This window comes from Pseudomonas sp. RIT-PI-AD, assembly GCF_025642785.1.
Lineage (GTDB): Bacteria > Pseudomonadota > Gammaproteobacteria > Pseudomonadales > Pseudomonadaceae > Pseudomonas_T.
In genome coordinates this window covers 156,916-182,960 of the sequence record NZ_JANZKU010000004.1, presented here as the reverse complement: position 1 = coordinate 182,960, position 26,045 = coordinate 156,916, and the positions used below count along the sequence as shown (strand labels likewise).

The window sequence follows — 26,045 nt, the reverse complement described above, 5'->3', positions numbered from 1 at the left end:
CCGCTCCTTTGAAGTTGTTGTGGCGGGCAGTGAAGGGTTGGCGTGCTGCTTTTTCTTGTCGTGTCCGCGGGTTGCGCCCGCGGATGTCTCAGGGCAGGGAGCCGTGGCGCGCCATGATGTGGCGCACCACGCTGTAGTCCTGCAGCGAATCGCTGGACAGGTCCTTGCCGTAGCCGGAGCGCTTGAGGCCGCCATGGGGCATCTCGCTGGCCAGCATGAAATGGGTGTTGATCCAGGTGCAGCCGTATTGCAGGCGCGCGGCGACCTGCAGCGCCTTGTCCAGGTTCTGCGTCCACACCGAGGACGCCAGGCCGTATTCGGAATCGTTGGCCCATTCCACGGCCTGCTCCAGTTCGTCGAAGCGGGTGACGGTGACCACCGGGCCGAACACCTCGCGCTGGACGATCTCGTCGCTCTGCCGGCATCCGGCGAGCAGGGTCGGCTGGTAATAGAAGCCGGGGCCGGAGTGCACCGCGGCGCCGGTGATCCGCTCGATGTGCGGCTGGCTCAACGCCCGCTCGACGAAGCTGGCCACCCGGTCGCGCTGGCGCGCACTGATCAGCGGGCCGATTTCGTTGTCCTGGTCGCGTCGTTGCGCGAAGCGCAGGCTGGCCACCGCCTCGCCGAGGCGGCCGAGCAGGCGGTCGTGGATACCGGCCTGCACGTACAGGCGACAGGCCGCCGTGCAGTCCTGGCCGGCGTTGTAGTAACCGTGGGTGCGCACGCCTTCGATCACCGCGTCGAGGTCGGCGTCGTCGCAGACGATCACCGGCGCCTTGCCGCCCAGCTCCAGATGGGTGCGCTTCAGCGTGCGCGCAGCGCTTTGCAGGATCTTCTGGCCAGTGACGATATCGCCGGTGAGCGACACCAGGCGCACCTTGGGGTGGCCGACCAACTGGCTGCCGACGCCATCGCCGCCGCCGCAGAGGATGTTGATCACCCCGGGAGGAAGGATCTCCGCCAGCACCGGCGCCAGCGCCAGGATCGACAGCGGCGTATGTTCCGAGGGCTTGAACACCAGGGTATTGCCGGCCGCCAGCGCCGGCGCGATCTTCCAGGCGGCCATCATCAGCGGATAGTTCCAGGGGGCGATGGACGCCACCACGCCCACCGGGTCGCGGCGCACCATGCTGGTGTGGCCGGGCACGTATTCGCCAGCGAGCTGGCCCTGCTGGCAGCGCACCGCGCCGGCGAAGAAGCGGAACACGTCCGAGGCGGCGGGGAGGTCGTCCTGCAACGCCAAGTGGAAAGGCTTGCCGCAATTCAGGGCTTCCAGGCGGGCGAGGTCGTCGGCGCGGGCGTCGATGGCATCGGCGATGGCCAGCAGGGCGGTGGCCCGTTGCGCCGGGGTGGTCCGCGACCAACCGGCGAAGGCGCGCTGGGCGCCGAGCACGGCGGTTTCCACCTGGTCCAGGGAGGCCTCGGCCAAAGCGCTGAGCAACTCGCCGGTGGCGGGGTTGACGATGGCCTCGGTCGGGCCTTCGCCTAGCACCAGCCGGCCGCCTATCAACAGGTCGCGGGGCAGGGCGGGTATGGAGGCAGGGGCGGGCATCGTCGGGCGTCTCTCTGCGGGAATGTCATCGGGGCGGGTCATGGCGTCTCCTGGCGTTGAGCCGGACCGCTCCTCTTGAAGAGGCAGCCTAAGGTCCGGTGGGTGAGGGCGACAAATTCTAAATACCGAAAGCAGCCTTCGATTAAATCGAAAGCTTGCGGGCGTGGGGTTGTTCGCGTGCCACGGTGAGGAAGGGATCGACCAGCGCCGGTCGCGCGGTGCCGCGCCGCCAGGCCAGGCCGACGTCCAGGGTGTCGCCGAGGTCGACCAGGGTGCGCGCCTCGATGATGTCGCCTTCCAGGGACCAGGGCCGATAAGCCATGTCCGCCTGGATCGACAGGCCGAGCCCCGCCGCCACCAGGCTGCGCACCGCTTCCACCGACGCGGTACGCAGGGTGACGTGGGGCGCCAGGCCGGCGCGGCTCCACACGCGCTGGCTGTGCAGGCCCATTTCGTCGGCGTTCAGTTGGATCAGGGGCTCGCCGGCGACGTCGGCCAGGCCGATGCTGTCGCGCTCCAGCAAGGGGTGCTGCGCCGGTAGCCAGAGGCGCTGGGGCGAATGGGTGAGGACCTCGGTCTGCAGCGCATGGCGGTCCTCCAGGTTGGAGAGGATCAGCACGCCCACGTCGATTTCGCCGCTGACCAGCAGGTGCTCGATGTACGGGCGCTCGTCCTCCACCACACGCATCTCCACGTTGGGGTAGGCGCGCTGGAAGCGGGTGATCAGGTCGGCCAGGTAGTAGCCCGCCACCAGGCTGGTCACGCCGACGGTGAGGTGGCCGGCCACCTGGTCGGTGCTCTGCTGCAGGCTGCGCTTGGCGTTATCCACCGTGGCCAGGATCAGGTGCGCCTGGCGCAGGAACTGGTGGCCCTGGTGGGTCAGCGACATGCCCTTGGCGTGGCGGTTGAACAGGCTGACGCCGATCTCCTCCTCCAATTGCTGGATCGCCAGGGTCAGGGTCGATTGGGAAATGAAGACCGCCTGGGCGGCGGCGGAAATCGAGCCGGTTTCTGCGACGGCGATGAAGTGGCGGATTTGGCGCAGGGTCATCATAGGGGAGCGCGTCCGGGAGGCTGAATACCCGCCGATGATCCGCCAGCGGCGGCGCTTTGTCGAAAATGGCCGCATGCCTTCTATTTATTAGAGGGCAATGGGGTGGTGCGGGCGACGTGCGCAGCAATATGTCGAAGCACTCTCGGTGACCCGTGCGGGAAACGCCGGGCTACAGTCGGTCGACCTTTATTGCGACCCGTCAGGAGGTGCGCTGATGAATACCCGAGGATTGCTCGAACACCTGTTGAAGTCCGGTCAGGACATGATGCAACGCAAAGCGTCGGGGCAGGCCGGCGGCGGCCTGGGCGACGCCCTCGGCGATTTGCTCGGCGGCAAGCCGGGCGCCGCGGACGCGGGCGGCCTGTTGAAGGGCGCCGGCGGCAGCGCCCTCGCCGCCGGGGCGCTCGGCCTGTTGCTGGGCAACAAGCGGGTGCGTGCCCTGGGTGGCCAGGCGATCGCCTACGGCGGCCTGGCCGCGCTCGGCGTGCTGGCCTACAAGGCCTACGGCACCTGGCAGGCCCAGCAGGCGGACGCGCCGCAAGGCGCTCCGCAAACCCTCGACCGCGTTCCGCCGGCCGAGGCCGAGCGCCACAGTCAGGCGATCCTCAAGGCGCTGGTGGCGGCCGCCAAGGCGGACGGGCACGTGGACGCGCAGGAGCGCCGGTTGATCGAGGAGGAGCTCGGCAAACTGACCGCCGATCCCGAGCTGCGCGGCTGGCTGGAGCGGGAGCTGGACAAGCCCCTGGATCCCGCCGACGTCGCCCGCGCCGCGACCACCCCGGAAATGGCGGCGGAGGTCTACCTGGCCAGCCTGATGATGGTGGACGAGGAGCACTTCATGGAGCGCGCCTACCTGGACGAGCTGGCCCGCCAGTTGAAGCTCGATCCGTCGCTCAAGCAGCAACTGGAAACCCAGATGCGGGCCCAGCCCGAGGTGCGCTGAAGACGCTCTCCCGCACGGGCTCCGTCGGCGCCGGGCGCCGCCTGGGCGGGGTGCCCGCCGGCCTTCGCCGCGGGCTGCCAGGCGGCGGTGACTGGGGTATACTCGCCGGCTTTTCCGAACGTTTGCCCGCGAGTACCGCCCGCCATGGAAATCAACCCGATCCTCAACAGCATCAAGGACCTTTCCGAACGTACCCAGACCATTCGGGGGTATCTTTGACTACGATCAGAAGCGTGATCGCCTGACCGAAGTCAACCGCGAACTGGAAGACCCCAACGTCTGGAACGACCCCGAGTACGCCCAGAACCTGGGCCGCGAGCGCGCCCAACTGGCGCTGATCGTGGAGACCCTGGACGACCTGCACGGCGGCCTCGCCGACTCCCGCGACCTGCTGGACATGGCGGTCGAGGAGAACGACGAAGGCGCGGTGAACGACGTCGCCAGCGAAGTCGACCGCCTGCGCGGCATCCTCGAGAAACTCGAATTCCGCCGCATGTTCAGCGGCGAGATGGATGCCAACAACGCCTACCTGGACATCCAGGCCGGCTCCGGCGGCACCGAGGCCCAGGACTGGGCCAACATGCTCCTGCGCATGTACCTGCGCTGGGCCGACAAGCGCGGCTTCGACGCCCAGATCATGGAGCTGTCCGCCGGCGAGGTCGCCGGGATCAAAGGCGCCACCCTGCACATCAAGGGCGAGTACGCCTTCGGCTGGCTGCGCACCGAGATCGGCGTGCACCGGCTGGTGCGCAAGAGCCCGTTCGACTCCGGCAACCGCCGCCACACCTCGTTCACCGCGGTGTTCGTGTCGCCGGAAATCGACGACAACATCGAGATCGAGATCAACCCGGCCGACCTGCGCATCGACACCTATCGCTCGTCCGGCGCCGGCGGCCAGCACGTCAACACCACCGACTCCGCGGTGCGTATCACCCACGTGCCCACCAACACCGTGGTGAGCTGCCAGAACGAGCGCTCCCAGCACGCCAACAAGGACACCGCGATGAAGATGTTGCGGGCCAAGTTGTACGAGCAGGAGATCCAGAAGCGCAACGCCGCCTCCCAGGCCCTGGAGGACTCCAAGTCGGATATCGGCTGGGGCCACCAGATCCGCTCCTATGTGCTCGACCAGTCGCGGATCAAGGATCTGCGCACCGGGATCGAGAACAGCAACTGCGACGCCGTGCTCGATGGCGACCTCGACGAGTTCCTCGAGGCCAGCCTGAAACAAGGGCTCTGATACCCGCGCCCTCCGTCGCGCCTGGCGGCGGGGAGGGCGGTTCCACCGCTTGAAGACCGGTGCGCCCGAGCGCACCCATGACGGAAAACACACGACCATGAGCGAACAACCGCTGAACCCGCAAGCCCTGCACGAGGAAGAGAACAAGCTGATCGCCCAGCGCAAGGAGAAGCTGGCCGGCCTGCGCGAGGCCCAGGGCATCGTCTTCCCCAACGACTTCCGCCGCGACAGCTACTGCGAAGACTTGCAGAAGCGCTGCGAAGGCAAGACCAAGGAAGCGCTGGAGGAGGCGGGGATCAAGGTCAAGGTGGCCGGGCGCATCATGCTCAACCGCGGCGCGTTCATGGTCATCCAGGACATGAGCGGGCGCATCCAGGTCTACGTCGACCGCAAGAAACTGCCGGCCGAGACCCTCGAGGCCATCAAGCACTGGGACCTGGGCGACATCATCGCCACCGAGGGCACCCTGGCGCGCTCGGGCAAGGGCGACCTCTACGTGCACATGGAGTCGGTCCGCCTGCTGACCAAGTCGCTGCGGCCGCTGCCGGACAAGCACCACGGCCTGACCGACACCGAAACCCGCTATCGCCAGCGCTACGTCGACCTGATGGTCAACGACGAGGTGCGCCAGACCTTCCGCGTGCGGTCCCAGGTGATCGCGCACATCCGCCGCTTCCTCGCCGAGCGCGATTTCCTCGAAGTGGAAACGCCGATGCTGCAGACGATTCCCGGCGGCGCCGCGGCGAAACCCTTCGAGACCCACCACAACGCGCTGGACATGCCGATGTTCCTGCGCATCGCCCCGGAGCTGTACCTCAAGCGCCTGGTGGTCGGCGGGTTCGAGCGGGTGTTCGAGATCAACCGTAACTTCCGCAACGAAGGCGTCTCGACCCGGCACAACCCCGAATTCACCATGCTGGAGTTCTACCAGGCCTACGCCGACTACGAGGACAACATGGACCTCACCGAGGAGCTGTTCCGCGAACTGGCCCTCGCGGTGCTGGGCAGCACCGACGTGCCCTACCAGGGCAAGGTGTTCCACTTCGGCGAGCCCTTCGCGCGGCTGTCGGTATTCGATTCGATCCTCAAGTACAACCCGGAACTGACCGCGGCCGACCTCACCGACCTCGACAAGGCCCGCGAGATCGCCAAGAAGGCCGGCGCCAAGGTGCTGGGCTTCGAGGGCCTGGGCAAGCTGCAGGTGATGATTTTCGAGGAGCTGGTGGAGCACAAGCTGGAGCAGCCGCACTTCATCACCCAGTACCCCTTCGAGGTCTCGCCGTTGGCTCGGCGTAACGACCGCAACCCCAGCGTCACCGACCGCTTCGAGCTGTTCATCGGCGGCCGCGAGATCGCCAACGCCTATTCCGAGTTGAACGACGCGGAAGACCAGGCCGAGCGCTTCATGGCCCAGGTGGCGGACAAGGATGCCGGCGACGACGAAGCCATGCATTTCGACGCCGACTTCGTCCGCGCCCTGGAGTACGGCATGCCGCCCACCGCCGGCGAAGGCATCGGCATCGATCGCCTGGTGATGCTGTTGACCGACTCGCCATCGATCCGCGACGTCATCCTGTTCCCGCACATGCGTCCCGCCTAGCCCGGGCGCTGTTCGCGTCATCCCTGGAACCGCCCGCGTGGCGGTTCTTTTTTGCCCGGCGAAAGGCCACGGCACCGGCGCTCGCGGCCCTGCCGCGAATGCGCCAGGGGTTTCTAGGACTAAAGTTCAAGCACCAATGGTGGCCCTTTGGTGATTTAATGCTCGGGCAGCGTCCAGGCGGAGAGGCGCCTTCGTTGGCCTCCGTGCCCGAGGGTTCGCGAGGCAGGAAATCACCCTCCCGATTGGCGGTTTTTCCTTTCGCGTTCGCGCGGTGAACGGACGGTTGCGCTTCGTCGTAACGCAGGAGTGCGCGTTTTGAATGAAAAGCCCTATCACGAAAGCGCAGCCCGGGTGGCCGGGGCGGTTGCCGAGAGTGTGAAGTATCAGGGCCGCAAGGCCAGCCGGCTCGGCAGCGAGCAGCGCCGCCAGGCGATCCTCGACAGCACCATGCGCATCATCGTGCGCGATGGCGTGCGGGCCGTGCGGCACCGGGCGGTGGCCGCCGAGGCCAACGTACCGCTTTCGGCGACCACCTATTACTTCAAGGACATCAACGACCTGATCACCGACACCTTCGCCCAGTTCGTCGAGCGCAGCGCGGAGAACATGAGTGTCTTCTGGACGCACATCGAAGGTGACCTGCAGGTGTTCGCCCAGGCCCGCGGCACCGATCGGGCGACCCGCCAGTCGCTCACCGATCGGATCGTCGAAATGGCCATCGGCTACGTGCGCGGCCAGGTGGCGGAGAACCGGGCGATGCTGCTGGCCGAGCAGGCGTTTCGCCAGGAAGTGCTGATCAACCCGAACCTGCGGGAACTGGCCGACGCCTATCGCCGGATCCTCTATCGCGGCATCGAGCATTTCTTCCGGATTCTCGGCACCGACGAGCCCACGGCCGATGCCAAGGTCTTGACCGCCATCGTCTTGCAGATGGAATATCAGGCCCTGCTCGACGGCGAGGACAACCTGGACGCCGACGAAATGCGGGTTGTCCTGAGGCGCTATCTGTACTTGATGATGGGTCTCTGAACGCGGGCAGGTCATCCGGCGCACCATGCGTCCCGAGGAGCGCCTATGAATGTCCGGTTCCTGTGCATCGCTCTGCTATCCCTGGTACTGGGCGGCTGCCTGGTCACCTTCGACGAAACCCTTCCCCCCGTCACCGCCGCGCCCGCCGCCCTGCTCGGCGACTGGACGCTCGTCGATGACTGGGGCGACACCCGCCTGCTGCGCATCGAGCGGATCGGCGACAACCGCTACCGTGCGCACTTCACCCGCCAGGGGCCTGCCGCTTCCAAGGCGCCGGCCACCGACAACGGGCGCTTCGACTTCACTGTCGCCCGGCATGGCGAGCGCTGGTATTTTTCCGCGCGCTTACCGCAAGGCGACGCCGGCCGCTATCTGCTCGGCGGCTTCGAACTGAGCGCGGCCGGCGAATTGCTGATCTACAGTCTCGATGTGGCGCGCCTGCGCCAGGCCCTCTCGGAGGGGCGCCTGGGCGCCGTTCCCGGCGCCGACGCCCCGGGCGAGGGCCTGTGGTTCCGGGGGCCGCTGCAGCCGCTGTTCGCCTACCTCGACGACCCGGCCAATTCCGATGCATTCACCCTGGCCGCGCATTACTGGCGCGCCACCCCATGAGGCGCCGATGACGCGACGCACTGTCAGCAACGATTACCACCAGATCATTCGCGCCCTGTCCGACCGCATCGTCCTGGCGCAGACCCCGATCCGCATCCTGGACGCCGTGAAGTGGGACGACGGCGTCCGCAACGCCTTCCTCCAGGCCCAGGGTGCCCGCCTGCCGGCGGTGGACCGCGCCTATTACGAAAGCCGGCCGCTGGCCTTCGATTCCTCGGCGAAAAAGCTGGAATTCCAGAACATCGAGCGGGACATCACCCGGCAGCTCGGCCAGTTCAATCCGGTCGGGCAGATCATGCGCCGCATGTGCAAGGAATACCGCATGGTGATCCGCATGCTCGAAGCGCGCGGGACCGCCGATTTCGGGCTGATTTCCCAGGAGCTCTACGGCGCCGCCTCGGATGCCTTCCACGCCGGCGACCCGACCCTGGCGGACCTCGGCCTGATGCTCTCCGACTACCTGAACAACATCGACGGGCGCGGCGACCTCAAGGACGAACCCAAGACGCTGACCGCCAAGGACGCCGTGGCCATGCTGCAAAGCCGGCTGAGCCAGGTGTTCGGCGAGGGCGAGGGGACCATCCGGGTCTTCGAGTCCGACGGTATCGTCGCCGACGCGGCGGCCGGCGCCGACTACATCAAGGTGCGCGCCGATGCCTTGTTCAACGAGCGCGACGTGCGCGCCCTGGAGGTTCACGAGGGGCTGGTGCACGTCGGCACCACCCTGAACGGGCTGGCCCAGCCGATCTGCACCTTCCTCGCCAAGGGGCCGCCGTCCTCCACCGTGACCCAGGAGGGGCTGGCGATCCTGATGGAGGTCATCGCCTTCGCCTCCTACCCGACGCGCCTGCGCAAGCTGACCAACCGCACCCGCGCGATCCACATGGCAGAGGAGGGCGCCGATTTCCTCGAGGTTCACCGCTTCTTCCTCGACCAGGGCTACGGCCTGGAGGACGCCTACGGCAACGCCAGCCGGGTGTTCCGCGGCGCCGCGCCCGACGGCCTGCCGTTCACCAAGGACCTGTCGTACCTCAAGGGTTTCATCATGATCTACAACTACATCCAGCTCGCGGTGCGCAAGGGCAAGCTGGAGCAGATCCCGTTGCTGTTCTGCGGCAAGACCACCCTGGAGGACATGCGTACCTTGCGCCAGTTGGTGGACGAAGGCCTGGTGGTGCCGCCGAAGTACCTGCCGGCGCAATTCCGCGACCTCAACGCCCTGTCCGCCTGGATGTGTTTCTCCAACTTCCTCAATCACCTCAGCCTGGACCGCATCGAGGCGGACTACGCCAACATCCTCTAGCGGTGCACCGGCGGGCGGTGGACACTGTGCCGCCCCGTGTCCAGGGGCGTTTCCACACCGTACAGCGAGCCATGCATGGAACACTCGGTATTCGAACGACGAGCACGGCCGACGGAGCGCCTTCGCGATCCCCAGGCCCCCGATGATCGGCTTGGCGCTGCCGCCCATTGCCGGTCGACGGAAGGCCGGGCGAGCCTGCCGGCGGTGCCTGGGAGCGGCGCGCTGCCTGCGCATCCCGGGAACGGAGGAGGCGGCATGACTCGCCTGTTCCGCGCCATCCTGCCATTGATGCTCGGGCTCGCGCTGAGCGCATGCAGTTCGCTGCTGTTCTATCCCCAGCCCGGCCAGCCCTTCACCCCGCAACGGGCCGGGCTGCAATACCGCGACCTCTACCTGGTCGCCGCCGACGGTACCCGCTTGCACGCCTGGTGGCTGCCGGCCAAGGCCGGCGTCGCGGTGAAAGGCACCGTGCTGCACCTGCACGGCAACGGCGGCAACTTGGCCATGCACCTCGGCGGCAGCTGGTGGCTGCCGGAGCAGGGTTACCAGGTCCTGATGCTGGATTACCGTGGCTATGGGTTGTCCGCGGGGGAGCCGGGCCTGCCCGGTGTCTATCAGGATATCGATGCGGCCTTCGCCTGGCTGGACCAGGCGCCGGAGACCCGGAACAGGCCGAGGGTGGTGCTCGGCCAGAGCCTCGGCGGCGCGCTGGCGCTGCATTACCTGGCGGAGCATCCGCAGCGTCGCCAGGAGCTGAAGGCGTTGGTCCTCGACGGGGTGCCCGCCGGCTACCGTGACGTGGCGCAATACACCCTCGGCGGCAGCTGGCTAACCTGGCCGCTGCAAGTGCCGCTGTCCTGGCTGGTACCCGATGGCGACAGCGCCCTCGACGCCATTCCGCGGGTCGCCGGGCTGCCGATGCTGATCTACCACAGCCTCGACGACGCCGTGGTGCCCCTTTCCAACGGCGTGCGCTTGTATCAAGCTGCGCCGCCGCCACGGGTGTTCCAGCCGACCCGCGGCGGGCATGTGCAGACCTTCGCCGACCCGGTCTGGCGCGAAGTGATGCTGCGCTACCTCGAAGACCCACGCGGTTTCGTCGGCCTGCGCCGGCTGGCTGAAGTCCCGAACCCAGAGAATCCCCAATGAGCGAACGCAATCCCCTTCCGCTGATCGTCACCGGTATCTGCAGTATCCTCGGCACCGTGCTGGTGCTCTGGTACTACGGCTACCTGCATTTCGCCAAGGAGGAAGACGCCCTCCTGCTGGCGGAATTCACCATGCTGAAGACCCTGCCGGGGGAGGACTACAAGATCTCCCTGCAACCCGCCGCGCAGATGGCGCAGTGCATGGATGGCGTGCTGGTGCTGTTCGATACCCAGCAGAAAGGCCTGTCCGGCGTACTGGTGGACAACCGCAAGCAGGCGGTCCGTTGCGTCGGCCAGGACACCCCGCAAGTCGAACAATGAGGGCGTGATATGCAGGTCGAGGTCTGGCAGGGCGACATCACCCGGTTGCAGGTGGACGCGATCGTCAACGCGGCCAACGCCTCGCTGCTGGGCGGGGGAGGCGTGGATGGCGCGATCCACCGTGCTGCCGGCAAGGAGCTGTTGAACCACTGCCGGACCCTGGGCGGCTGCCCCACCGGCCAGGCGAAGCTCACCCCGGGGTTCGCGCTGCCGGCGGCCCATGTGATCCACACCGTAGGCCCGGTCTGGCAGGGCGGTACCCAGGGCGAGCCGGCCCTGCTCGCCGCCTGCTACGCGAACAGCCTGGCGCTGGCGGAATCCGCTGGTGTACGCAGCATCGCCTTTCCGGCCATCAGTTGCGGCGTCTACGGCTATCCGCTCGAACAGGCCGCGACCATCGCCGTGGCGGCGCTGACCCGCCGGCGGCCGGCGGGCAGCTCGCTGCAACGCGCCGTGCTGGTGGCCTTTTCCGCCGAGATGGCGACCCTCTACCGCCGCCTGCTGGACGCCCACTAGCCGAACGCCAGGCATGAAAAAGCCCGCACCAGGCGGGCTTTTTCATGAGGCGAGCAGCGTTATTGAAGAACGCGCGGGCCACGCGGGGCGACCGGGTCCGGACCGTTGGAGACGGTCACTTCCACGCGACGGTTGAGCGCCCGGTTGCTGGCGGTGTTGTTGTCCGCCACCGGGTAGTCCTTGCCGAAGCCTTGGGTGGTGATGCGTTGCGGCGAAACCCCCATCGAGACCAGCGCGCGACGCACGGAGTCGGCCCGGGCCTGGGACAGGCGCAGGTTGTGCTCGACGGTGCCGGTGCTGTCGGTGAAGCCTTCCACCACGACCATCCGCTCCGGATGCTGGCTGAGGAAGGTGGCGAGTTGCTGGACGTTGGCCAGGCCGCTGCGTTTCAGCTCGGCACGGTCGACTTCGAACAGCATGTCGCCCAGGGTGATCACCGCGCCACGATCGGTCTGCTGCGGCTTGAGGTTTTGCAGCTCGTTCTTCAGCACGTTCATTTGCTGGGTACGGGCATCCAGTTGCGCCTGGGTACGCTGGCTGGCGGCGTTCTTCAGGTCGTTCTCGGCGGTGCGCAGCTTGATGGTCTGCTGGGCGACCTGTACGCGCTGGTTGGTCAGGTAGGCCAACTGGTCGACCTGGGCTTCTTTCTGCTTGTCGCGGTAGGCCTGCTCGGCACGGGACAGCATGTCGCCGGCTTCCTTGGTCTCCAGAGCGGCCAGGCTGTTGGCCTGCGGCTGGCTCTGCAGGGCGGAATAGTTGCTGCGCGCCTGCTCCAGGTTGGGGTTGGGCTTGGAGGCACAAGCCACCAGGGCCAGGCTGAGAGCGGATAGAACGGGAATGGCGATGTATTTATGCATGACGAATCGTCCTTATTCTTTCGAAAAATGTCGTGACGGCGGTCGAACTCAATTGTTGATGATGATCGGCGCCCGCGAACCTTCCTCGCGCAGCTGCTGGACACCTTGCTGGGCGTCTTGCAGGGTCTTCTCGGCCTTGACCGCCTGCGCCTTGCGCTCCGCTACGCGGGCATCCCACTCGGCCTGTTCGGCGAGGCGACGCGCTTCGTCGTAGTGTTTGTCGTGGAGCTGCATTTCGGCTTGGTTGAACTTGTCCTGGGCCGTCTTCATTTCAACCGGGGCATATTCGGTGGCGCCGGCACTGACGGCGCTCTTCACCACGGTGTTGGTGACGGCGAATTGCTCGGTGGGGGGATTGCCGGCGCAACCTGCCAGAACCAGGCTGCTTCCCAGCGCGAGACCAGCCAGTTTGAAGCCACGAAGCGAGTGGGCGGGGGTAGAGAGGGATGTCTTCATGGGTATCGGCTCCATTAGGGATTTTTCCTGAAAAACATTGCTGCCCGAATCACGCAATATGCCGCGAGATCAAGGAAAATCAGCGGTAATAGGCACCTGATTCAAGTACATGGTTGGTGCCTCGACGTATTGGGTGTGACCGGTCGTCGTTTGCAAATGTTCAATACTTTTCCCCATGGATGGCGATTGGCCGCTGTGCCCCGGATGGCGTCGGGCTTTGTCTGGCCCCCGGGATGCCCCGCTGCACCCCTGTTTAAGGCCCACGAGAAAGGCGCGCGTGGGAGGGTTCGAGCCGCCTGGGCAGTGCCCCATCTGCTCGTCCGCTTTAATAGAGGGTGCGGCTGTCGGTCGCAGCCGCGACCCAAGGCGTCTCCCCGGTGACGCGCCTGTAACTTCCGGCCGCGACGACACTCTGAAAAGCACAGCCCGAACGGAGAGTCAGCCATGATGGAAATCGACGCGCGCCTGCGCGAGGACGTGCACTTGCTGGGCGAACTGCTCGGCGAAACCATCCGCAGCCAATACGGCGACGCCTTCCTCGACACCATCGAGCGCATACGCAAGGGCGCCAAGACCGCCCGCCAGGGGTCCGCGCAAGGCCAGCGCCAGCTCACCGAAAGCCTCGACGGACTCGGCGAGGACGAACTGTTGCCGGTGACCCGTGCGTTCAACCAGTTCCTCAACCTCGCGAACATCGCCGAGCAATACCACCACATCCGTCGGCGCCGGCCCGACGAGCCCGAACCCTTCGAGAACCGTGTGTTGAGCGAGTTGCTGGAGCGGCTGAAACAGGCCGGCCATGCCCCGCCCGAGCTGGCCGAGCAGGTCACCGGGCTGGATATTGAGCTGGTGCTCACGGCCCATCCGACCGAAGTCGCACGGCGCACGTTGATCCAGAAATACGATGCCATCGCCGCCGAACTGGGCAATCAGGACCACCTCGACCTGACCGAGGGCGAGCGGCTGGCGGTGCGCCAGCGCTTGCAACGGTTGATCGCCGAGGCCTGGCATACCGAAGAAATCCGTCGGCACCGGCCCACTGCGGTGGAAGAGGCCAAGTGGGGCTTCGCGGTCATCGAGCATTCGCTCTGGCACGCGCTGCCCAACGTCCTGCGGCATACCGACCAGGTGCTCCAGGCCGCCACCGGGCAGCGCTTGCCTCTGCAGGCGGCGCCAATCCGGATCGCCTCCTGGATGGGCGGCGACCGCGACGGCAATCCCAATGTCACCGCCGCCGCCACCCGCGAGGTCTTGCTGCTGGCGCGCTGGATGGCGGCCGACCTGTACCTGCGCGACATCGACCGGTTGGCGGGCGAGCTGTCGATGCACCAGGCCAGCGACGAGTTGCGTCTGTCCGTCGGCGTGCACCCGGAGCCCTACCGGACGCTGTTGAAACAACTGCGCATGCGCCTGCACGCCACCCGCGCCTGGGCCGAGGCGGCGTTGCGCGAAGAGAGCCTGCCCGACACCGCGGTGTTGCAGGACAACCGCGAACTGATCGAGCCGCTGGAGCTTTGCCACCGCTCGCTGCACGCCTGCGGCATGGGCGTGATCGCCGACGGCGAACTGCTCGACTGCCTGCGCCGCGCCACCACCTTCGGGCTGTTCCTGGCGCGCCTGGACGTTCGCCAGGATGCTGGGCGGCATGCCGCCGCCCTCAGCGAAATCACCGAATACCTGGGCCTCGGCCGCTACGCCGATTGGGACGAGGCGGCGCGGACGCGCTTCCTCCTGGCCGAACTGGATAGCCGGCGGCCGCTGCTGCCGACGCATTTCGAACCCGCGGCGGACACCGCCGAGGTCCTCGCCACCTGCCGGGTGATCGCCGAAGCGCCGGCGGCATCATTGGGCTCCTATGTGATCTCCATGGCCGCCGCGCCTTCGGATGTGCTCGCGGTGTTGCTGTTGTTGAAGGAGACCGGGTTGCAGCGGCCGATGCGCGTGGTGCCGCTGTTCGAGACCTTGGCCGACCTGGATAACGCCGGTCCGGCCATCGATGCCTTGCTCGGCCTGCCGGGCTACCGCTCCCGCCTGTACGGGCCGCAGGAAGTGATGATCGGCTACTCCGATTCGGCCAAGGACGCCGGCACCACCGCCGCGGCCTGGGCGCAGTACCGCGCCCAGGAAACCCTGGTGGAGGTGTGCGCGCGGCATGGCGTCGAGCTGCTGCTGTTCCATGGCCGTGGCGGCACGGTCGGCCGTGGTGGCGGCCCCGCCCACGCGGCGATCCTTTCGCAGCCGCCGGGGTCGGTGCGGGGACGTTTCCGCACCACCGAGCAGGGCGAGATGATCCGCTTCAAATTCGGCTTGCCGGCGATCGCCGAGCAGAACCTCGAGCTCTACCTGGCCGCCGTGCTGGAGGCCACCCTGCTGCCACCGCCGGCGCCCGAAGCGGCCTGGCGGGAGCAAATGGACCGCCTGGCCGCCGATGGCCTGGCCGGTTACCGGGACATCGTGCGCGAGCATCCGCGCTTCGTCGCTTATTTCCGCCAGGCCACCCCGGAGCAGGAGCTTGGGCGCTTGCCCCTGGGCAGCCGTCCGGCCAAGCGCCGCAGCGGCGGCGTGGAAAGCCTGCGGGCGATCCCGTGGATCTTCGCCTGGACCCAGACCCGCCTGATGCTGCCGGCCTGGCTCGGCTGGGAGCGTGCCCTGGCGCAGGCCGAGGCCCGCGACGAAGGCGAACTGCTGCGCCGCATGCGCGAGGGCTGGCCGTTCTTCCGCACGCGGATCGACATGTTGGAGATGGTCCTGGCCAAGGCCGACGGCAATATCGCCGCCCTCTACGACGCGCGCCTGGTGGAGCCCGAGCTGCTGCTCCTGGGCGAACAGTTACGCGACCTATTGTCGCAGGTGACTACCGCCATGCTGAGGCTGACCGATCAGTCGGAGCTGCTCGCCCACAATCCCGAGACCCGCGAGTCCATCGAAGTGCGCAACACCTACCTGGACCCGCTGCACCTGCTCCAGGCGGAGCTCCTGGCCCGTTCCAGACGGGTCGAGCAGGGGGCCGACAGCCCTCTGGAACAGGCGTTGCTGGTGAGCGTTGCGGGGATCGCGGCGGGCTTGCGCAACACCGGCTGAGGGCCGGTTCCCTCCAACTTTCGGCGGCTTGTGCGGGGTGGGTGCGCTGTGTATCTTGGTCAACCTTTTGGCCGTTCGACGCCGCCAGGACCCATAGCGAGATTGGCCCCACGAGGCGAATCCGACGGTTTCCAACCATTTTGAGGAGCACATCGATGCGCGTGATTCTGCTGGGGGCGCCCGGTGCCGGCAAAGGTACTCAGGCTCGCTTCATCACCGAGAAATTCGCGATTCCGCAAATCTCCACGGGCGACATGCTCCGCGCCGCCATCAAGGCCGGCAGCCCGCTGGGGCTCAAGGTCAAGGGCGTGATGGACAGCGGCGGCCTGGTGTCCGACGACATCATCATCGACCTGGTCAAGGAACGTATCCAGCAGGCGGATTGCGCCAACGGTTTCCTCTTCGACGGTTTCCCGCGCACCATTCCCCAGGCCGAAGCGCTGAAGAATGCCGGCGTTGACATCGATCACGTGGTGGAAATCGCCGTCGACGACGAGGAGATCGTCTCGCGCATCGCCGGTCGCCGCGTGCACCCGGCCTCCGGCCGCATCTATCACACCGAGCACAACCCGCCGAAGGTCGCCGGCAAGGACGACCTGACCGGCGAGGACCTGGTGCAGCGCGAAGACGACCTGGAAGCCACCGTGCGCCATCGGCTGTCGATCTACCACTCGCAGACCAAGCCGCTGGTGGATTTCTACCAGAAGCTCGCCGCCACCCAGGGCACGCCGAAGTACAGCGCCGTCGCCGGTGTCGGCTCCGTGGAACAGATCACCGCCAAGGTCTTCGCCGCGCTCGACTGAGCCGGCCGTCCGCCCAGCCAGCATCCAAGGCTGGGCGCCGCCGCCGCGCCTGTCGCGCGCGACGCCGGCCACCCGCCGAAATCCTTTTTCCCCGCTCCGACCTGCTACAATCGCCGGCCTTTTTTCGCCGCCGGACACGCCTCATGACCACCTTGCTGGCCCTGGATACCGCCACCGAAGCCTGCTCGGTCGCCCTGCTGCACGATGGCCGGGTGCTCAGCCATTACGAGGTGATCCCGCGCCTGCACGCCCAGCGACTGTTGCCGATGATCCAGACACTGTTGGCCGAGGCCGGCATAGGGCTGGCGGCGCTGGATGCCATCGCCTTCGGCCGCGGGCCCGGTGCCTTCACCGGCGTGCGCATCGCGGTCGGGGTGGTCCAGGGCCTGGCCTTCGCCTTGGAGCGGCCGGTGTTGCCGGTTTCCAACCTGGCGGCGCTGGCGCAGCGCGCTTGGCGCGAGCGGGGTGCCCGGCAGGTCGCGACGGCTATCGATGCGCGGATGGACGAGGTGTACTGGGGGTGCTATCGGCTGGAGGCCGAAGAGATGCGCCTGGCCGGTGAGGAAGCGGTCCTGCCGCCGGAACGGGCCCACTTGCCGGCGGACGCGACGGGCGACTGGTTCGGCGCCGGCACCGGCTGGGGCACCTTCGGCGAGCGCTTGCCGAGCACGGTGGCGGGCCGCGATGGCACGCTGTTGCCCCACGCTGAGGACCTGCTGAGTCTGGCCCGGCATGCCTGGACGCGAGGCGAGGCATTGCCCGCCGAGGAGGCCCAGCCGGTGTACCTGCGCGACAGCGTCGCGACCCCGAAAAAGGCGCCGTGACACCTTCTGTCAGTCCAGAGGGCGCTTCCGCCGTCGCGCAATTGCCAAGCGCCCCCTGCGCCGCTAAATTTGCCAACATTCCTGCCGAGCTCTGATCAATGCGTATCGACGGTCTGACCTCTTCCTATCCGCTGGACCGCGCTTCCCGACCGGGAACCGCGGTCACGCCCTATCGCGAAGTCCAGCGCGAGGAAGAAGCACGCCGCGAGCAGCCCGCTACCCCCTCCACCACCCAGGGCCTCGAAACCACTCCGCAATTGCGTCGCGTCCAGGCCAACAACGCCAGCAGCGACAGCCTGCCGGTGCGCGCCCAGGACTACGCCGGCAATTCCCGCTCCCTGAGCAATCGCGCCGCCCAGGCGCTGGCCAGCTACGGCTCCACCTCGCGCCTGCTCGACGAGGAAATGGATGCCCCACAGCTGATGGGGCTCGATCTCTACGCCTGATGCCGCCGTTGCCTTATTACCTCGGGTGTCCGTCGTGGAACGAGCCGGCCTGGCGCGGCAGTTTCTATCCGGGCGACCTGCGTCCCGCCGAGACCCTCGGCCATTACGTCCGCGCGTTCAACGCCGTCGAGGGTAATACCACCTTCTATGCCCGGCCTGCGCCCGCCACTCTGCAACGCTGGGCGGACGTCATGCCGGAGACGTTCCGCTTCTGCGCCAAGCTGCCCCGGGACATCAGTCACGAGGGCGACCTGCGCGAGCAATTCGACGCCACCCGCGCCTTCCTCGACCTGCTCGCCCCGCTGGGGCCCCGGGTCGCGCCGCTGTGGCTGCAGTTGCCGGCGTTCTTCGGCCCCGAGCGCCTGGCGGAGCTGGCGGCCTGGCTGGATGCGTTCTCCAGCCGGCGCATCGCGGTGGAAGTGCGGCATGCGGCGTTCTTCGCCAAGGGCGAGGAAGAGAGGCTGCTCAACCGTCTGTTGCGCGAGCGCGGCGTCGAGCGCATCTGCCTCGATTCCCGGGCATTGTTCGCCTGCACCGACGACACGCCGGCGGTGCGCCATGCCCAGTCCCGCAAGCCGCGTATCCCGGTACGTCCGGCCGCTCTCAGCGACAGCCCGCAGATCCGCTTCATCGGCGGTCCCGATCTGGAGGCCAACGCCGTCTACCTCGACCCCTGGCTGGACAAGGTGGCGGCCTGGATCGAGCGGGGGCTCACGCCCTATGTGTTCCTGCACACCCCGGACAACCACCTGGCGGCGGCCCAGGCGCAGCGTTTTCACGCGGCGCTCGGCCAGCGCTTGCCGGGCTTGCCACCCCTGGCGTATGCCAGCCTTCGTCACGACGCCGAGTCCGCGCCGGCGGAGCAACTCGACCTGCTCTGAGGTGCATGACTACCGCGGTCCGGTGATCTGGGCTAGTGTGCGCGGATCTATCACGGAGGTAAGCCATGGTTTCTCTGCAGGCGCGCGGCGCCGCTTTTCAAGCCCTGCACCAGCGTGAGGGTCTGTTCGTGTTGCCCAACCCCTGGGACGCCGGCTCGGCGAAGATGCTCGCCCATCTGGGCTTCGAGGGCCTTGCCACCACCAGTGCCGGGCTGGCCTTCTCCCTGGGCCGACGCGATGCGGAAGGCGCGGTCAGCCGCGAGGAAACCCTGGCCAACGCCCGTGCCATCGTCGAGGCCACTCCGCTGCCGGTCGCGGCCGACCTGGAGAACGGCTTCGGCGACGATCCCGAGGCCTGTGCGCAAACCCTGCGCCTGGCCGCTGAAGCCGGCCTGGTGGGCGGCTCCATCGAGGATGCCAGCGGCCGCGCCGATGCGCCTATCTATCCCCTGGAACTCGCGGTGGAACGCATCCGCGCGGCCGTCGCCGTGGTGCGCGAGCTGCCCTTTCCCTTCACCCTGGCGGCGCGCGCGGAAAACTACCTGCACGACCGCCCGGACCTGGACGATACCATCCGCCGCCTGGTGGCCTTCGCCGAGGCCGGCGCGGACGTGCTCTATGCGCCTGGGTTGACCCAGCGCGCCGAGATCGAGGCGGTGGTGCGCGCGGTGGCGCCGCGGCCGGTGAACGTACTGGTCGGCTCGCCGGCGCTGCGCTTGAGCCTCGACGAACTGGCCGAGCTGGGCGTGAAGCGCGTCAGCCTCGGCTCCAACCTGGCCCGGGTCGCCTACGGCGCGTTCTTCGAGGCGGCGCAGGGCCTCGCCCAGACCCGCCGGCTGGACGCGACCGCATCGGCCATGCCGTTCGACCGCATCAACGATCTGTTCGACTGAGCCCGATGGGCGTGCGCCTGGGCCGGAGTATGTTCGCCGGCACGCTGGGGCTGCTGCTCGGCGTGCCTCTGGCGGTGTACCAGGGCTGGCTGACGGTACCTGACCGCTGGAATCCCTGGGCCACCTTGGATATCCGCGAAACGCCCGGGCTGTTCACCGGTTTCAAGCTGTGGCGTCTGCAAGGCGATCCGCAGCGCTGCGCGCAGGCGCTGCGCACCTCGCCGCTGAGCTTCAGCCTGGTCGCCGACAGCGTTCCCAGCCCCGGTTGCCCGGTGCACGACGGCGTGCGGGTGAAAGGCTCGCAGGCGGCGTTCAGCAGCAGCTTTCTCGCCACCTGCCCGCTGGCCGCGGCCTATGCGCTGTTCGAGGTCCATGGTCTGCAACCGGCAGCCCAGGCGATCTATGGCCAGCCGGTGGTGCGCGTCGAGCATCTCGGCAGCTTCGCCTGCCGCAACATCGCCAACAGCCGCTGGCGCAGCCAGCACGCTTCGGCCAACGCCCTGGATATCGCCGCCTTCCGCCTGCGCGATGGCCGGCGCATCAGTGTGGCCCGCGACTGGAAGGGTTCCGGCGACGCGGCGCGGTTCCTGCGCCGGGTGCACGACGCGGCCTGCGGCCCGTTCAATCTCACCTTGGGCCCGGACTACAACGCCGCCCACCGCGACCATTTCCACGTCGACATGGGTACGCTGCGCATGTGTCGCTGAGCGCGATGCGGCGCCCGGCCCACGGCTCTGGCAGAATGCCGCGGATGAACCTGGCCGGCGCGCCGGTCGATCCCGAAAGAACGAGTGTCCTCCACCGATGAGCGATAGCCAGCAGCCCGCCCGCGTGCGTGCCGAACCCCTCGATCCCCTCTATGCCCGCGACCTCGCCGCCTGGGCCGAACGTCTCGGCCTGGCGCGCGCGCGGGAGGCGGATTTCGCCCTGCAACTGGGCGATGGCGGCTTGCAACTGACTGAGTTGGGGCCGGGCGCGCCGGGGCCGGTGCGGGTCGATTTCGTCGAAGGGGCCACCGCGCACCGGCGGCTCTATGGCGGCGGCAGCGGACAAATGATCGCCAAGGCGGTGGGCTTGCAGGCGGGCGTACGCCCGCGGGTACTGGATGCCACTGCGGGGCTGGGCAAGGATGCGTTCGTCCTCGCCAGCCTGGGCTGCGAGCTGACCCTGATCGAGCGCCAGCCATTGATCGCCGCGTTGCTGGAGGATGGTTTGGCCCGGGCCGCGCGCAACGCCGAGGTAGCGCCCATCGTCGCGCGCATGCGCCTGCGGGTGGGCGATGCCATCGCCCTGATGGGCGCCTGGCAAGACCTGCCGCCCCAGGTGATCTACCTCGATCCGATGTTTCCCCACCGCGACAAGAGTGCCTTGGTGAAGAAGGAAATGCGCCTGTTCCGTCCCTTGGTGGGCGACGACCAAGACGCGCCGGCGCTGCTCGAGGCGGCCCTGGCATTGGCCAGCCATCGCGTGGTGGTGAAGCGCCCGCGCAAGGCGCCCACGGTGGCCGGACGTCAGCCCGGCTATGCCCTGGAGGGCAAGTCCAGCCGTTACGACATCTACCCGAAGAAGGCCCTCGACAAGCCCTGAGCCGGCGCCTGGCTCATACGCGGTAGGCGCGCACGAACAGCTCGACGACTTCGTCCACATGGCGCTCCGCGTCGCCCTCCCGCATGGCTTGCGAGCACCCCACCAGCAGGCGGAAATTGTGCGCACCCTTGATCAGGCAGAGGAAGTGCTCCGCGGCCCGCGCCGGCTCGGCGATCCGTAGCACGCCCGCCTGGTCGGCCTTGCGCAGCAGGCCCTCCATCTCGTCGTGAACCGACTGCGGTCCGGCTTCGAAGAACAGTTGGGAGAGCTTGGGGTTCTGGCTGGCCAGGGTCATCATCAGCCGATACAGCTCGATCGACTCGGGGGTGTTGATCAGCGTATTGAAGCGCAGACCGATGTTGCGCAGCACCCGTTCCACCGAGGCATCCGGTGGCAATTCGAACAGCAGTTCGGGCAGTTGCGCCTGGCATTTGGCCGTAACGGCGGCAGAGAACAGGGTCTCCTTGTCGGTGAAATGGCTATACACGGTGAGCTTCGACACACCCGCCTCGGCGGCGATGGCGTCCATGCTGCTGCCATCGTAACCGTGGCGCAAAAACAGGCATTGCGCCGCATCGAGAATCGCGGCGCGCTTGGCCAGGTCCTTGGGACGGCCGGGGCCGTTATGGGGTGATTTTTTTTCTGTCATGTTCAGGCTGGATACGGGGCGGTTGATTGTTGTTTTTGGAAGGCCCGGCGGTACCGGAATCCTGATTCTACCCTGCGGAGCCCTTCGCCACGCCGCGGACCTCAGCCCTCGCTGCCGCCGAGCTCGGCCAGCGCGTCCGGCTGATTCTTGAAGGCGCGGGCGAAGATGTCGCGGTTCTTCGCCATGAAGATGCCCAGTTCTTCCACCTGCTGTTCGTTGAGGGACGGCACCGCCGTGTGCAGCACACCGGCCAGGCTTTCGGCCAACTCCAGCATCTTGTCGTAGCGATCGGCTTCGTTCTTATCCATGAACAAGCGCTCCGGATCGCGGCTGCTGCGGTACACCACTTCGACGGCCATTCATCACCTCATACCTTTGAAACGTTGGGTTACTGTATCCATGTACAGTATAGAGACGATGTTTCCGGTTTGGCTACCCCGCCGGCCCAGGGTCGCTGACCGACGGGGCGAGGGCCTTGGGGTCAAGGCTCCAGCGGCGCGTATTCCGCCGGTACCCAGGCGTAGCCGCTGCCTTCGCTGCGCACGTGGCCGATACCGGGGAAGGGCAGATGCGCACCGGCGACCCAAAGGCGTTCCTTGGCGGCCTCGCTCAGGATGCGTTTCCGGCTCTCGATGGCTTGGGCGCCGTCCGAATCGAACTCGATGGAAATTTCGGGGTGGGCGAACTGGGTGGCGTGGCTGTGCACCACGTCGCCCCACAGCAACAGTTTTTCCGGGCCCGAACCGATGAGATAGCCGGTGTGCCCCGGCGTATGGCCGGGCAAGGGCTTCACGCCGATGCCCGCCAGCACCTCGCCGGCCGCATCGAAGCGCTTGAGGCGCCCGGCTTTTTCATAGGGCGCCACCGCGTCCGCGACCATGCGGAACAGTTTTTGTTTTTCCGGCGCCGCCTGCGTACGGCTTTCCGGAGACAACCAGTAGGTGGCTTCTTCGGCGGACACGTACACCTCGGCGTTGGGAAAGGCCGCTGCGCCGGACGCATCCAGCAGACCGCAGGCGTGATCGGGGTGGAGATGGGTGAGCAGCACCCCGTCCACCTGCTCGGCAGCGTAGCCGGCGGCCTTCAAATTGGCCTGGATGTGCCCCAGGCTGGGGCCGAGGCACCGCGCCGCGCCGGTGTCCACCAGCAGCAGACGGCTGCCGGTGTTGATCAGGAACGCGTTGACCGCGGTCTGCACGCCGTTCTGGCTGTCGACGAACAGCTTCGCCAGCAGGCGCTGGATGTCTTCGCCGCTGGCACCCTTCAACAGTTGGGCGTTGAGGCGGGTATAGCCGTCATAGAGCGCGGTGACCTGCGATTCGCCCAGGGCCAGCCGGTAGTAGCCGGGCACCTGGGTCTTCTGCTGGGCGACCGGTGCGGCTTCGGCGCCGGGGCCGAACGCCAGGCTCACGCCGCTGGCGAGCGCCAGGGCGCTGACGAGGAAACGGCGGCGCACGCGGATGGCGGCGATCGGGGAACTGAGGGTGGTGGTCATGTCGGTTTCTCCGGAAAAGGGCGGGGCTCCGTCGCACGACAGCAGGCTTCCTTGCTTCGGCGGAGCGTTGCCGATTAAGACGGAAGCATGCGCTCCCTGTCCAGCCTTTCGACCCGCCGGGTTCGCCACCTGGACTGCAATCTGCATGACGCAGGGTATGATCGCGCCCACTGCGTGGCGCGCGCTGCGGAGTTTCACGCGAGGCGGTGGAACGGATGTGCCTTACCGACGTATCCGGGAGCAAGTATCGGCGCCGTCTTAGCGCCGGGTGCTGTATCGACGGGTGCCGGGTCTTGGCGCGCTGGAAGCGATTCGACGGGTGAAAGCGCCTGCTTGTGTTCGGCTATTTTCGTAAGGTAGTACGCGATGACGGAATTGAAATGGGCTGAGAAGCTGCGCAAGAACTTGCATGCGAATGCGGATGCCCTGGGCAATCTCGCGGTGGAGGCTTTCCACTACCTGGCACTGTTCGGTATCGGCGCGATAACCGCTTATGCAGCGGTGCTGACCTTCATCGGCATGCTTCAGAAAGGAAACGTAAGCGTCGACGACGTTTTGCTGCTTTTCATCTACCTGGAACTGGGGGCGATGGTCGGGATTTATTTCAAGACCAACCATATGCCGATCAGGTTCTTGCTGTATGTCGCCATCACGGCATTGACGAGGCTATTGATCGGCGATGTTTCCCACCATAACGCGCCGGACCTGGGCATCATCTACCTGTGTGGAGGAATACTCTTGCTGGCCTTCGCGATCCTGGTCGTTCGTTTCGCTTCGTCGAAATACCCTTCGGTGAAAGACAAATCGGAAGGATGACGCGAACATCGTCGCGGCGCACGTTCCATTGCTTTCGCAGTTGGAGAACAGGGGTATCCGGTTCTGCTGAAACAGCGGCCAGGTACTTTCCAGCCAATATGTCGTTGGCAACTGCGCATCGTCAGCGCGATATGAATCGAGTGCGGGAGTACGCCATGGCGTCCGCATTAATCCACGCGTGAGTAAGGGTTTGGCGGTGTGCCCATGGGGCAGGATGCGTCGAAGGCCCGATATGAACCGGGTCGTATCTAAAACGACGGCGTCAAACGCAGAGCACGAGCCCGCCGTGAGCAGCGGCGGGCGAAGTTTCAGGATCAGATACCGACGGACAGCGCCGCGACGCCACGGCCGCTGACGCGACCCGGTTGCCGGGCGCCGTGGGACGAGACCTGGCCGCCGCTGCTGATCGCCAGCAGGGTGCGGGTAGAGGGCGTGCGACCCTGGGCGATGCCATCGCGCAGGCTGTCGATGACCCGCCGCAGGCGCTGCGGGTTGTTGCGCTGTTCCGCGCTGATCAGGCGGCGGGCGACGACGCCCTGGTCGTCGGCGAGGGTGAGCATGATGTCGCCGGCCATGCTTTCCAGGCTGAAATTGACCCGGTAATCCGCCTGGAACGCTTCGCTGAGTAACTGGAAAGGGTTGTACATGACTGCGTCCTGCGAAATAAGGCTATGGGGGATGGACCGGCAGGCTTCGCGCAAGTTCGTCCGTCCAGGACGAACGGCTGCTGGCCACTGGCCGTTCTGTCAGCGTGTCGCTTCCTTGCTCGCCGGCGATCTTGCCACGGGCACTTTCGCGGATGGAAATGCCGTTTCGGAATGTCGATTGCCGGAATACCGCTAAGCGCCGGCCTGTTCGCCCTCGCGCAGGTTCGCACGCGCTTCCGGCGGGCGCGATGCATGACCGGTGTCGGTGCGTGCGACGCACCATCCTTGCCCGCCGGCGTCGCGCCACGACACGGGCCGTCCCAATGACGACATGGAGACGGGTGTGCGCAGAACCTGGCGTGGGCCTTGCTGGTCATCTGCAGCAGACAGCCCCATCCACCAGGTGCGATATGGACAATCCCTTCAAATTCGTCAGCGACTCGTTCAAGGATGAGCTGCAGGTGCGTTTCAGCATCGAGCGGCTGGACGGCAGTCTCACGCTCACCCTCTACGACGAGCACGGTGCGGTCGCCCGGCGTGCCCTCAGCGGCGAACAACTGAGCGACGAGCAGCAGTTGCAGCGCGTGGTGCAGAGCATTCGCTTCGGCCTGGCCATCGACCGCGGCCAGGGCATTTCCTGCCTCGACGAAATCAGCAAGCCGGCGGCCAACGAGCCCAACTGAGGGCGCTCCGGTCGCGGCCGTGCGGTCGAGGATCGGACGCCCCGAATCGCCGAGCGCAGGGCGCGCGCATGCCTCGCCCTGGCCCTGGCCGGATATCGCCTGCTCGCTGTCATCGACACTCCCTCCAAGTGACGCCAGGCTATGGCGAGTCACGGTTTCCGCTCACCGCTTTCCGTCGTCTTCTGAGTCTTTCCGAGCGATTCGATCCCACGCGTCAGCGGCCGGTACCGGCGAGCCCTCGGCAACGGACGGGCGGCCGGTGCGGCTGACCACCCGAGGTGCTGCATGTCCGATATCAAAGTCGTTCGACGTCGTGAGTTCACCGCGGAGCGGGCCTGGGACGCGCTGGACATTGCCCACCTGGAAAATGCCAGCGTGCGCCTGCACTGGACGGATCGGCCCTACGTCTGGCACGTCAACGACGGATGCGAGGTATTCGTCGTGCTGGATGGTGAGGTGGAGATGTTCTACCGCGAGCAGGGTCGGGAGCATCGGGTGCTGCTGCGCGGCGGCGACCTGTTCTATGCCGGTGCGGGCTGCGAGCACGTCGCCCATCCCCTGGGCGAGGCGCGCATCCTGGTCGTGGAAAAGGCCGGCAGCCCCTGAGCCGCC

General features: G+C 67.0%; 28 protein-coding genes. 20 read left to right on the top strand and 8 right to left on the bottom strand.

Annotated features, from left to right (window positions below; genetic code table 11):
- Positions 1-88: 88 nt before the first annotated feature.
- Both OGL92_RS05290 and OGL92_RS05285 read right to left on the bottom strand, forming a co-directional pair.
- Complete coding sequence (locus OGL92_RS05290) at positions 89-1,552, bottom strand: gamma-aminobutyraldehyde dehydrogenase (RefSeq protein ID WP_263141535.1); 1,464 nt, start codon at positions 1,550-1,552, stop codon at positions 89-91.
- Positions 1,553-1,694: 142 nt separating this feature from the next.
- Positions 1,695-2,606, bottom strand: coding sequence for a LysR family transcriptional regulator (locus OGL92_RS05285; RefSeq protein ID WP_263141327.1), 912 nt, complete (start codon positions 2,604-2,606; stop codon positions 1,695-1,697).
- A 214-nt stretch (positions 2,607-2,820) separates the two neighbouring features.
- Between OGL92_RS05285 and OGL92_RS05280 the strand changes: the two genes are divergently transcribed.
- The 9 genes from OGL92_RS05280 (at position 2,821) to OGL92_RS05240 (ending at position 11,315) form a co-directional block, all read left to right on the top strand.
- Positions 2,821-3,549 carry a tellurite resistance TerB family protein gene (locus OGL92_RS05280; RefSeq protein WP_263141324.1) on the top strand — a complete coding sequence of 243 codons (729 nt, stop codon included), beginning with the start codon at positions 2,821-2,823 and terminating at the stop codon, positions 3,547-3,549.
- Positions 3,550-3,693: 144 nt separating this feature from the next.
- Positions 3,694-4,789 (top strand): peptide chain release factor 2 gene (gene prfB / locus OGL92_RS05275; RefSeq protein WP_263141322.1). Its coding sequence is split into 2 segments (ribosomal slippage): positions 3,694-3,765 and positions 3,767-4,789, totalling 1,095 coding nucleotides; the frame shifts between segments, so codons are not numbered across the junction.
- A gap of 97 nt (positions 4,790-4,886) precedes the next feature.
- Positions 4,887-6,389, top strand: a complete 1,503-nt coding sequence (gene lysS / locus OGL92_RS05270; RefSeq protein ID WP_263141320.1) for a lysine--tRNA ligase — start codon at positions 4,887-4,889, stop codon at positions 6,387-6,389.
- A 315-nt stretch (positions 6,390-6,704) separates the two neighbouring features.
- A complete protein-coding gene (locus OGL92_RS05265) occupies positions 6,705-7,418 on the top strand; it encodes a TetR family transcriptional regulator (protein WP_263141319.1) in 714 nt (237 codons plus the stop codon).
- Between the two features lie 45 nt (positions 7,419-7,463).
- On the top strand, positions 7,464-8,027 hold the full coding sequence (locus OGL92_RS05260; protein WP_263141316.1) for a hypothetical protein: 564 nt from the start codon (positions 7,464-7,466) through the stop codon (positions 8,025-8,027).
- Positions 8,028-8,034: 7 nt separating this feature from the next.
- Positions 8,035-9,330: a flavohemoglobin expression-modulating QEGLA motif protein gene (locus OGL92_RS05255; protein ID WP_263141315.1), complete on the top strand. Its 1,296-nt coding sequence runs from the start codon at positions 8,035-8,037 to the stop codon at positions 9,328-9,330.
- Positions 9,331-9,585: 255 nt separating this feature from the next.
- The gene (locus OGL92_RS05250) at positions 9,586-10,479 is read left to right on the top strand and encodes an alpha/beta fold hydrolase (RefSeq protein WP_263141312.1); all 894 of its coding nucleotides are present in this window, start codon (positions 9,586-9,588) and stop codon (positions 10,477-10,479) included.
- The gene (locus OGL92_RS05245; protein ID WP_263141310.1) at positions 10,476-10,799 is read left to right on the top strand and encodes a hypothetical protein; all 324 of its coding nucleotides are present in this window, start codon (positions 10,476-10,478) and stop codon (positions 10,797-10,799) included. The genes OGL92_RS05250 and OGL92_RS05245 overlap by 4 nt, the downstream gene beginning before the upstream one ends.
- 9 nt (positions 10,800-10,808) lie before the next feature.
- A complete protein-coding gene (locus tag OGL92_RS05240; protein WP_263141307.1) occupies positions 10,809-11,315 on the top strand; it encodes an O-acetyl-ADP-ribose deacetylase in 507 nt (168 codons plus the stop codon).
- A 59-nt stretch (positions 11,316-11,374) separates the two neighbouring features.
- On the opposite strand, the gene OGL92_RS05235 is transcribed toward OGL92_RS05240, so the two are convergent.
- Positions 11,375-12,172, bottom strand: a complete 798-nt coding sequence (locus OGL92_RS05235) for an OmpA family protein (protein WP_263141305.1) — start codon at positions 12,170-12,172, stop codon at positions 11,375-11,377.
- Between the two features lie 48 nt (positions 12,173-12,220).
- A complete protein-coding gene (locus tag OGL92_RS05230) occupies positions 12,221-12,643 on the bottom strand; it encodes a DUF4398 domain-containing protein (protein WP_263141303.1) in 423 nt (140 codons plus the stop codon).
- Positions 12,644-13,072: 429 nt separating this feature from the next.
- On the opposite strand from OGL92_RS05230, the gene ppc reads away from it, so the two are divergent.
- The 8 genes from ppc (at position 13,073) to OGL92_RS05190 (ending at position 21,143) form a co-directional block, all read left to right on the top strand.
- Positions 13,073-15,709: a phosphoenolpyruvate carboxylase gene (gene ppc, locus OGL92_RS05225; RefSeq protein ID WP_263141300.1), complete on the top strand. Its 2,637-nt coding sequence runs from the start codon at positions 13,073-13,075 to the stop codon at positions 15,707-15,709.
- 155 nt (positions 15,710-15,864) lie between these two features.
- Entirely contained in the window at positions 15,865-16,512 is a 648-nt protein-coding gene (gene adk, locus OGL92_RS05220) for an adenylate kinase (RefSeq protein ID WP_263141297.1), read from the top strand.
- 143 nt (positions 16,513-16,655) lie between these two features.
- On the top strand, positions 16,656-17,336 hold the full coding sequence (gene tsaB, locus OGL92_RS05215; protein WP_263141295.1) for a tRNA (adenosine(37)-N6)-threonylcarbamoyltransferase complex dimerization subunit type 1 TsaB: 681 nt from the start codon (positions 16,656-16,658) through the stop codon (positions 17,334-17,336).
- Between the two features lie 98 nt (positions 17,337-17,434).
- The gene (locus OGL92_RS05210; RefSeq protein WP_263141293.1) at positions 17,435-17,782 is read left to right on the top strand and encodes a hypothetical protein; all 348 of its coding nucleotides are present in this window, start codon (positions 17,435-17,437) and stop codon (positions 17,780-17,782) included.
- On the top strand, positions 17,782-18,663 hold the full coding sequence (locus OGL92_RS05205; RefSeq protein ID WP_263141290.1) for a DUF72 domain-containing protein: 882 nt from the start codon (positions 17,782-17,784) through the stop codon (positions 18,661-18,663). Before OGL92_RS05210 ends, OGL92_RS05205 begins: the two co-directional genes overlap by 1 nt.
- Positions 18,664-18,728: 65 nt before the next feature.
- Positions 18,729-19,556, top strand: a complete 828-nt coding sequence (locus OGL92_RS05200) for an isocitrate lyase/phosphoenolpyruvate mutase family protein (RefSeq protein WP_263141288.1) — start codon at positions 18,729-18,731, stop codon at positions 19,554-19,556.
- A 29-nt stretch (positions 19,557-19,585) separates the two neighbouring features.
- Complete coding sequence (locus tag OGL92_RS05195) at positions 19,586-20,263, top strand: extensin family protein (RefSeq protein WP_263141287.1); 678 nt, start codon at positions 19,586-19,588, stop codon at positions 20,261-20,263.
- 97 nt (positions 20,264-20,360) lie between these two features.
- Positions 20,361-21,143, top strand: a complete 783-nt coding sequence (locus OGL92_RS05190) for a class I SAM-dependent methyltransferase (RefSeq protein WP_263141285.1) — start codon at positions 20,361-20,363, stop codon at positions 21,141-21,143.
- 13 nt (positions 21,144-21,156) lie between these two features.
- Here the strand turns inward: OGL92_RS05190 and OGL92_RS05185 are convergent, their stop codons facing one another.
- The 3 genes from OGL92_RS05185 to OGL92_RS05175 form a co-directional block, all read right to left on the bottom strand.
- Positions 21,157-21,792 (bottom strand): TetR/AcrR family transcriptional regulator, encoded by a 636-nt coding sequence (locus tag OGL92_RS05185; protein ID WP_263141282.1) that lies wholly within the window; start codon positions 21,790-21,792, stop codon positions 21,157-21,159.
- A gap of 101 nt (positions 21,793-21,893) precedes the next feature.
- The gene (locus OGL92_RS05180; RefSeq protein ID WP_263141280.1) at positions 21,894-22,151 is read right to left on the bottom strand and encodes a YebG family protein; all 258 of its coding nucleotides are present in this window, start codon (positions 22,149-22,151) and stop codon (positions 21,894-21,896) included.
- A gap of 122 nt (positions 22,152-22,273) precedes the next feature.
- On the bottom strand, positions 22,274-23,287 hold the full coding sequence (locus OGL92_RS05175) for an MBL fold metallo-hydrolase (RefSeq protein WP_263141278.1): 1,014 nt from the start codon (positions 23,285-23,287) through the stop codon (positions 22,274-22,276).
- 366 nt (positions 23,288-23,653) lie between these two features.
- Here OGL92_RS05175 and OGL92_RS05170 point away from each other — a divergent pair, with 366 nt between their 5' ends.
- Entirely contained in the window at positions 23,654-24,103 is a 450-nt protein-coding gene (locus OGL92_RS05170) for a phosphate-starvation-inducible PsiE family protein (RefSeq protein ID WP_263141276.1), read from the top strand.
- Between the two features lie 314 nt (positions 24,104-24,417).
- On the opposite strand, the gene OGL92_RS05165 is transcribed toward OGL92_RS05170, so the two are convergent.
- Positions 24,418-24,750, bottom strand: a complete 333-nt coding sequence (locus tag OGL92_RS05165) for a DUF3509 domain-containing protein (protein WP_263141275.1) — start codon at positions 24,748-24,750, stop codon at positions 24,418-24,420.
- 410 nt (positions 24,751-25,160) lie between these two features.
- Here OGL92_RS05165 and OGL92_RS05160 point away from each other — a divergent pair, with 410 nt between their 5' ends.
- Positions 25,161-25,433, top strand: a complete 273-nt coding sequence (locus tag OGL92_RS05160; RefSeq protein ID WP_263141274.1) for a DUF3509 domain-containing protein — start codon at positions 25,161-25,163, stop codon at positions 25,431-25,433.
- Positions 25,434-25,727: 294 nt separating this feature from the next.
- Complete coding sequence (locus OGL92_RS05155) at positions 25,728-26,039, top strand: cupin (RefSeq protein ID WP_263141534.1); 312 nt, start codon at positions 25,728-25,730, stop codon at positions 26,037-26,039.
- Positions 26,040-26,045: the final 6 nt, after the last annotated feature.